The 7,727-nt window shown below is 41.5% G+C and carries 8 protein-coding genes; 5 read left to right on the top strand and 3 right to left on the bottom strand.

Features of this window, described 5'->3' with window-relative positions:
• The first annotated feature begins 182 nt into the window (after positions 1-182).
• The 4 genes from CH367_RS15030 (at position 183) to CH367_RS15015 (ending at position 4,411) form a co-directional block, all read left to right on the top strand.
• On the top strand, positions 183-809 hold the full coding sequence (locus CH367_RS15030; RefSeq protein ID WP_100763311.1) for a DUF3157 family protein: 627 nt from the start codon (positions 183-185) through the stop codon (positions 807-809).
• Between the two features lie 75 nt (positions 810-884).
• A complete protein-coding gene (locus CH367_RS15025; protein WP_165783304.1) occupies positions 885-1,829 on the top strand; it encodes an ankyrin repeat domain-containing protein in 945 nt (314 codons plus the stop codon).
• A 309-nt stretch (positions 1,830-2,138) separates the two neighbouring features.
• Positions 2,139-2,567 carry a CHRD domain-containing protein gene (locus CH367_RS15020; RefSeq protein WP_100763309.1) on the top strand — a complete coding sequence of 143 codons (429 nt, stop codon included), beginning with the start codon at positions 2,139-2,141 and terminating at the stop codon, positions 2,565-2,567.
• Between the two features lie 248 nt (positions 2,568-2,815).
• Positions 2,816-4,411: a methyl-accepting chemotaxis protein gene (locus CH367_RS15015; RefSeq protein WP_100763308.1), complete on the top strand. Its 1,596-nt coding sequence runs from the start codon at positions 2,816-2,818 to the stop codon at positions 4,409-4,411.
• Between the two features lie 6 nt (positions 4,412-4,417).
• On the opposite strand, the gene CH367_RS15010 is transcribed toward CH367_RS15015, so the two are convergent.
• Together CH367_RS15010 and CH367_RS15005 are read right to left on the bottom strand one after the other, a co-directional pair.
• Positions 4,418-5,602: a hypothetical protein gene (locus tag CH367_RS15010; RefSeq protein ID WP_100763307.1), complete on the bottom strand. Its 1,185-nt coding sequence runs from the start codon at positions 5,600-5,602 to the stop codon at positions 4,418-4,420.
• Positions 5,599-6,429, bottom strand: coding sequence for a FecR family protein (locus CH367_RS15005; RefSeq protein WP_100763306.1), 831 nt, complete (start codon positions 6,427-6,429; stop codon positions 5,599-5,601). Before CH367_RS15005 ends, CH367_RS15010 begins: the two co-directional genes overlap by 4 nt.
• Positions 6,430-6,564: 135 nt before the next feature.
• Between CH367_RS15005 and CH367_RS15000 the strand changes: the two genes are divergently transcribed.
• Positions 6,565-6,849, top strand: a complete 285-nt coding sequence (locus CH367_RS15000) for a hypothetical protein (RefSeq protein WP_100763305.1) — start codon at positions 6,565-6,567, stop codon at positions 6,847-6,849.
• A gap of 129 nt (positions 6,850-6,978) precedes the next feature.
• Here the strand turns inward: CH367_RS15000 and CH367_RS14995 are convergent, their stop codons facing one another.
• On the bottom strand, positions 6,979-7,467 hold the full coding sequence (locus CH367_RS14995; RefSeq protein WP_100763304.1) for an LIC11966 family lipoprotein: 489 nt from the start codon (positions 7,465-7,467) through the stop codon (positions 6,979-6,981).
• Positions 7,468-7,727 lie beyond the last annotated feature (260 nt).

Genomic DNA, 7,727 nt, shown 5'->3' with positions numbered 1-7,727 from the left:
TCACGCTACTTTTTCTGTTATCAAAGTCTTAACAAAAGCTCGGCTCATACAGCCGGGCTTTTTTCGTTTTAAGACCGATTATCTTTCCCTTTTTCGATTTTCAGAAATTCTGCAGTAAATATTCTTAGGCGAGTTTTCTTTAAAATCGTATTCTCGTTCTTTGCAAACAAACGGATTCTAAGATGAAAAAAATAATCTTCCTTCTTATATTCACTCTCAGCCTCGGACAACTTTCCTCCGAGGAAGCAACAACCAAAAGTGGAAAGAAAGTAATCCTCAATTCCGATTTCACCTGGAAATACGCGGATGAAAGCGCCGACAAAAATAAAACAGGAAAACCCTCCACACTCGTTTTGACAAAATCCGCCGAGCACGATACCGAACTCAAAAGCGAATCGGGAGAATTCAGCGTTTGGTACAATTCCAAAAAATGGAATCGAGCCGCACAAAAATCGAATAAGGTTTCCGAATACGAATTCGAAAACAAAAAGAGAAGCGGTTATGCGATGGTTATCTTTGAAGGTCTTGAAATTCCAATGGAATCTTTTCCGGAACTTTTGGTAGTCAACGCAAGAGCCGTAGATCCGAACGCACATCTCGTGGAAACAACGGATTGTAAAGTGAATGGCAGGGCGGGCAAACTCATAAAATACGCGGCCTTGTTCAGCGGTATGAAATTTATTTTTTATAGTTTTGTGACGAGTAACAGCAAAGGTTCCATTCAATTTACGACATATACTCTGGAAAACCGATTCGATCTTGAAAAAGAAGAATTCGAAAAAATCATTTCCGGATTGGTTTTCCAGTAATCGGCTTTACGGATCGATAACGGCTGAATTGGCTTCTTCCAAATAGAATCGGAACCCATTCAAAAATTTAGGATCTTGAAATCATATAATTTGTTCTCTACATTCCAAGTGCAAAGAAGACGAATTCTACTTTTAGGAATTTCGTCAATTGTACCATTTCTTTTTCACTGTTCTGCAAACTTAAACGAACTGATCCGAAAGGGGAAGAACGAGGACGCCAAAATAAAAATCCGAGAAACGGAAGAATGGAGAACGTATAATGAATGCAATTCTCCCTTGGTCCTCGCTTCGAGGTTGGGAAATCTTGAACTGGTTCGATTCTTATTGGAAAACAAAGTCGATCCAAATCAAAGAGAAACCGGATGTGCAAGGGAATCGATTCTTACAATCGAAGAAAAGTATATCTCCAAAGAAGAATTTTTTACTGCCTCTCATACGCCGATTTCCCAAGTTCAGAATTTAGAAACCGCGAAAATTTTAATCCAAGCAGGAGCAAACGTCAACTTAGGCGGATATAGACAAAACGATCCGAAGGGAATCGGATCTGCCTATTACGAGCCGCCTTTGTTGCACGCGGTTCTAAATCGAAAATACGACCTCGCAAAATTCTTAATCGAAAAGGGGGCTTCCACTCGAATCCTCAACTCCGTAACCGGAGAAAACGAATTCGAAATCTGGTTTACGAGCGTTGGAATTCGAAATAAGACCGATCGAAAATTTTACGAATCCCTAAAATCAAAAGGGCTCAAAAAATTAGAAATCGCTTCCGGCTCCTTACGGAACACGACGCGTCCGGAAATTTTTCCAAAAGAACGAGCCTACATTCACATTCCGACCGGTACGGAATTCAAAACGACTCCCCATTTTTCGGAAAGGGAAGAATGGATTCAGACGGACCTCATCCGCCATCCATCCCAAGAGAAATACTTTCATAGTTCCGAATGGATTTGGAAGGACACCAAACAGAACGTATACGAATGGATTTTAGAAAGAAGAATCGGATTGAAAAAGCGGAATTAAATTCCGATTTCGAAACGAAAGTAGAAACCATTTTTACTTTTTAAATCAAAATGCCTCGCCTTAAAGTTACGAAAGGAAACCAAAGGATTCAGAAGCCCATCTTTTAACTTAAGAATCATCTTTGAATTCAACACTTAACTTATAATTTAAAAACAAAACGCAAGGCTCGCCACTTATAAGATATTCTTAAAATAAATTTTTTTTTGGCAAATAACTTCGACAAACGAAGTTAAACAATTCACCTGGAACATTCTAACTTTTGAATACAAGGAAAGTATGTTTTGGAATAATAAAAAAAGGATATAGATCATGTTAAAAAAAGGCTATCTTTTTGCCTTGTGTATCTTAGTTCTTCCCTTTGTCGTTTATGGAAAAGGAAACACCAAATACGTTGCGTCTCTTAAGGATGCGGCTCAATTGAACGTAAATGCAAGAGGAAGCGTGGATGCGATTCTCGACGACGAGACGAGCAAACTCAAAATCTCCGGTTCTTATGAATATTTCGGAAGCAACGCAACCGAGATATTGATTCTGACCGAAGGAACCGAAGCGCCTCTTTGTACATTCAAACCTCCATACAACGCGACGAACAGTCCGTGGAAGGATTGGGGTAACTGCGACCTAAACGTAAATCAGAAAAAAGATCTGAATGCCGGAAAACTCTACATTCTCATCAAGACGATCGATAGAACGGAAGGACAGGTTCGCGGATCCATCGTACTGGAATCCAAAAAATAAATCACAAAAAATTCCAATGATACCATTCGTTTCTTAGATGCACAAGAATGCAGTGCATCTAAGAAATTTCTTTTTTTCAAATCGCATACGATCTTACGTTAGGATAGTGTTACACATAAGATCGATACTCACCGTAAGAAAATTGGTTACGCGCCAAATCAGATCCTTTTGCATTTTATAATTCCGAAGTTTTTGCTTTTCTTTTTTGTCCGGGCTTTCAAAATGAACTTCTTCATAGGAGAATTCTCATGCAGAATCCGGCCCAATCCCAAAAATCCTCCATCCATCAGATTTGGAAGGACGGAGCCGTAGTTATCAACCGAATCCGGCTCGGGTTAGTGATCTTATTTTCTCTTACGTTGCTCAGCGTATCCAAAACCAATCACCCCACACAGGTAATCGCACACGTCGTCGGGACCGGACTGATGGCCGCTTATTGTATTTTAGAATTCATTCTTCACAGATCCGGAAAAGTAGGGGTTCGATTCCAAAAGACGTTAGTTCTCTTGGACGTGAATATTCTTTCCTTAACCTTGATGGCCGATTGTTCGATCGAACCGGCGGTTTCATCCGGGATTCTCGCCAACATGCTCATCTTCTTTATTTATTTTTACGTGATGATCTATTCTTCCTTTTTGGGTGAAAGAGGGTTCGTTCTTTGGATCGGCGTTCTTGCCGCGTTAGGAATCATTTCATCCATGTTCGTGGCTTGGAAGGGCGGAATGATTCTTACCGAAAATCCCGAGCTCGGAAAGGTTCCGGGTCACATGATTTTTTCGGTGCAGATCGTGAAGGTGACTTTCGTTTTTACGGCGAGTATCATTCTTTCGCAGTTGATGAAACTGTTCGGTAAACTCACGGACGAAGGTTCGAGATTGTATCAGGATTCTCAAGTTCTCTTAAATAAACTGACTCAGGATCGCAAGATTCTCGAAAGTTCCGCGGAGAATTTAGAAGCGTCCATCCGTAAGTTTGCGGATTTTATCAATCGAACCGGCGAGAAGATGGAATCTCAAGCGGCGGCGATCGAGGAAGTCAACGCGGTCATCGAAGAACTTTCCGCGTCTTCCTCAAGCACGGCACATTCCATCGAAACACAAAACCTAAGTTTGGGTGAACTCGCGGGAAGTTCCGAAAAGTTAGACGAAATCTTAAAAAACAGCGCTTCCTTAAGCGAAGCCCTTGCGGTTTTTGCAAAAGAAAATAAGGAAGATATGGAGAACGTCACCATCGCCGCTGAAAAAACGAAATCCTATCTGGTAGACATTACGAATTCGTTTAACAGAGTCGACGAGATCAATCGGATCATGAGCGAGATCGCCGATAAGACGAATCTTCTCGCGCTCAACGCTTCGATCGAAGCCGCGAGGGCAGGGGTTGCGGGTAGAGGTTTTGCGGTGGTCGCCAACGAAGTGAGTAAACTCGCAGAATTCACATCCGGAAACGCAAAGTCGATTTCCGATATCGTCAATCAATCCCGTAAGTTTATCGAAGAAGCAAGAATCGCTTCTACAGAAACCGGAGACATGACTGAAAATCAAAAACTGAAAATTTTGGAAACCGTGGATCGAATCGATAAGATGAATCTATTTTATCTGGAACAAAAATCGATCATTCAAAAATTCGTATCCGAAGTGAACCGAATCAAATCGACTTCGGAGGAAATTCTCAGATCGACCAAAGAACAAATGCTCGGTCAAACGGAAATGGTTCAAACGATGGGAAACCTGGGAACCGAAATCAACGAGATCAACGAAGATTCCGGTATGCTTCAGGAAGAAATCGTAAAAATCAAAACACAGGCCTCCGAGTTACGAGTTCTCAGCATTCAATCCGAAAACTGAACCGAATCATTTCGTCGTCGATGTCGGCGGCGAAGTCTGAGTTTTAACCTTCACCTTGGATTCCAAGGTTGGATTCAAGATCGTATATTGCGCCTTGATTACGGAAGAATTTCCAACCTTATCGGTAACCTTAAATTCAAAGTTGTGTTTGCCCGGATCCAAGACCAAACCTTCCGCGTAATTTCTAAACTCGCTTCCGTTTTGACTAAACTGAATCGATCTCACGCCGGAGATCAAGTCTTCACACTGAATTTGAATCTCCGTTCCGATCGGAAACAATTCTCCCGTGGAAAGTCTTGGACTGATTCTGCAAATCGGAGGATTCGAATCCAAAATTCCGAAAAAACTTTCTTCGGTTTTATTTCCCGCTTGATCCTTCGCCTTTACGTCGATTCCGAAACTACCGTCTTCTATAGAATCCGGAAGTCTAAACGTATAATCGTTTTTGTCTTGTGAGATCGGATTGACCTGAGTTCTTCTTCCGTTTTGTAGAAAGTAAAATTCCGAATCGGAAACACCGGAAACCGCATCGGCGATTTCCACCTTTAACGTTTGATCCTTTCTCGTTACGTAAACGGATTCCAGTTTAAACCCTTTTCCGATTTCCACTCGGATCTCTGGTCTTTTTGTATCTTGAACGACTTCCATAAGTCTTGTGGTTTCCTTAACCCCGGAAGCGGTTTCGGAATAAAACTCAACGTCGTTTTTTCCTTCCTGAAGTCCGGAGATCGTTCCTTGGTATTCTTTCCATTCTCCTTCGTTGACCCGGAAATAAACCTTCACTCCATTCTTACCCGAACTCGGATTGTCCAATACGATCTTTTCGTTTTGAGTCGGAGAAAGAATGATTGCCTTATCTTGAGGAGGAGCCTTTCTTTCGAGTTTCACAAACGCGCGTAACGAATCGATGAGAATCGGATCGGAAGGTTCGCCTCTGGATTCTTTACGTCCAATCCCGACGACTCGAACGTATCTTTCGTTCGATTCGGGAAAGAATCGAATCGTTCTATCGTTTACAGAGACGGTTCTCGTTACGATTTGAAAATCGGAAGTGTTTGAAAATTCGACTCGATACGCTTGTGAAGCCGGATCGGCTTTCCACTTGAGTTCCAATTCTTTTCTTTCTTGGGCGTATAGAATTCCGAACGAGATTAGGATAAAAAGAATCGAAAGATATTTCGTGATTCTCATTTGTTTTGAAAGTCCTTATCGATCTGAATCTTGTTCGGAATCGGAAACGGTTCCACAGGAGGTTTTCCTTTTTCCACATAAGTTCCAAAACCCGCTTTTACGTCCACGTCCTTACCGAAACCGGCAACGTTAACCGTTCCTTCAAAACATCCGACGTCGGTGCGTTCTTCACCTTCGTTGTTCACATAAAATTTCGTTCCTCTCACACCGACGACCGCAACGGGTGTACTAATCACCAATTTCTGAACCACTTTTTTAGAGGTCTTTAAAAGACCCGGTTTTACGTCGGCTTGCAGTTGTCCATTCTCCAGAAAAATTTCAGGCGCCGCTTTTTTAGAAACGCTGAAACTCGACTTTTCAAAAATCTTAACCTTGGTTTCGTTTTCGACGAAGGCTAAGAAGGCCCCGGATTTGACTCCGGTCTTTAAACTTTCTCCGTCTCTCAAAATCTGATTTCGAACAACGGACTTCCAAACGGGAGATCCTTCCGCAGGTTTTTTAGAATATTCCACGACACCATGAAAGAGTTCCAACGCGGCCATCGGCTGACCTTCGACTTCGACCACCTTTCTCAAGTGGACGGGAACCTTGAGAACCATTCCTTCCTTAATCAAAGAAGGGTTTTGAATCTGATTGTATTTTAGAAATTCTTTCCACTTGCCCGGATCGTTCAAAACTTCTTTCGCGATCTTAGTAAGCGAATCGTTCTTTTTGACCTTATATTCTTCTAAGGATTTTTCATCAGTAACGGCGTTTTGCGCCACAAGTGAGAATGCAAACGACAACACCAGAATATACACAAGGGTTCTCAAAGGCAGAAGGTTCATAGTCCTGAATTCCTATTTTTTTATATGAAAATTTATTTCTGAAAATTGTTGATAAATCGACAATTCGGAAAATAAAATCTTGAAATTTTAGACGAAAGAATTATTTATTTTCAGTTCATAAGCGAGGGAATTTCCGTGATTCAAAGATGGGTTGAACGAACGTTATTTGTAACAGTGATTTTAGCAGGAATTTTGGTTCCGGGAAAGGTTTTTTCTCAGGCAAGCGACGCCGCGGCCGCGATTCAAGAAGCTTGCAACCGTTTGGTGAACGAGGGACTCTATAAGAGCTGTAAGGCGGCTCCGGGATTCTCCGCAAGCCAGGGTTACTATAGCCAATCGGCTCAAGTGAAGTGCGAATGTATCAACAAAAAGGACAACGGAAAAACGATCGTTACGATCACCCTCGGCCAGTATTACTAAAAGAACATCCTCTTTCTTTTCCAAAAGACGCCCGTTTCCAAACAGTCCGGAGACGAGCGTCTTTTTTATTGAGAAGTTCTTAAAACGAAAATTTTCTTTCGATCCGTTCTTTCCCAAAAACGATCCGAATCACTTCGCGAAATCTTTTTCGAACTTATCCGAAGCCGCGTTTACGTCGTTCGAAGCTTTTTCAAAACTATCGTTGATCCTGTTTAAGGTCTGGTTGATTTTATTTTCATCCACGGTGGCTCCGTTTTTCTGACTCGCTCTGAGTTCAATCAAAGCTTTGTAATCAACGCTTACCGCGTTCTTATAAGAATCGATCGCTTTCACACATGCGTTTTTAAAGTTGGAATCTCCTTTGAAGTCGCCGACACCCTTGATGGTTTCGGAGGATTTCACGAGCTTGGCCTCCCATGATTTTCTTACGGTTTCCGCGGTTGCGTAGTCTTCTTTTTCCATAGCGTCGTTCATAGAATTCATATCCTCCGTAGAGGTGTTCATAACTTCCATGATCTTGTTGTTATACGAAACCGGATCTTGTGAATTACAACCGGCGCTTAAGAGGAGAATGCAGGCAGATGCCGCAAGAAACATACTGATATTTTGTTTTTTCATGCGCGAAAGATTCTTTTTCGATTCGGAATTTCAATCCTATTTCGAAAACAAAGAAGGTGCAAAGAATCGGGAGTTATAAAAAACAAAATTACTATTTTATACTTTTATAAAGTAGTTTTCGTTCACATTTTCGAAGAAGATTCGAAACAAAATTTTAAAGTTCAATTTATAATGTATATAGGAACGTTTTCCGAATTCTTCTTTGTAAATCGGAACGTTGCAGGACCGCGTTTCTCTTTGATTTTATGGATTTGAAACCT

It is taken from the genome of Leptospira barantonii, assembly GCF_002811925.1.
Lineage (GTDB): Bacteria > Spirochaetota > Leptospiria > Leptospirales > Leptospiraceae > Leptospira > Leptospira barantonii.
The sequence above is the reverse complement of the archived record's forward strand: the minus strand, read 5'-3'. Positions and strand labels throughout refer to the sequence as shown.

What these genes read in the sequence shown, in the direction of transcription:
- CH367_RS15030 (WP_100763311.1), top strand. Translation starts at nt 183, where the DNA reads ATGAAAAAAATAATCTTCCTTCTTATATTCACTCTCAGCCTCGGACAA.
- CH367_RS15020 (WP_100763309.1), top strand. Translation starts at nt 2,139, where the DNA reads ATGTTAAAAAAAGGCTATCTTTTTGCCTTGTGTATCTTAGTTCTTCCC.
- CH367_RS15015 (WP_100763308.1), top strand. Translation starts at nt 2,816, where the DNA reads ATGCAGAATCCGGCCCAATCCCAAAAATCCTCCATCCATCAGATTTGG.
- CH367_RS15010 (WP_100763307.1), bottom strand. Translation starts at nt 5,602, where the DNA reads ATGAGAATCACGAAATATCTTTCGATTCTTTTTATCCTAATCTCGTTC.
- CH367_RS15005 (WP_100763306.1), bottom strand. Translation starts at nt 6,429, where the DNA reads ATGAACCTTCTGCCTTTGAGAACCCTTGTGTATATTCTGGTGTTGTCG.
- CH367_RS14995 (WP_100763304.1), bottom strand. Translation starts at nt 7,467, where the DNA reads ATGAAAAAACAAAATATCAGTATGTTTCTTGCGGCATCTGCCTGCATT.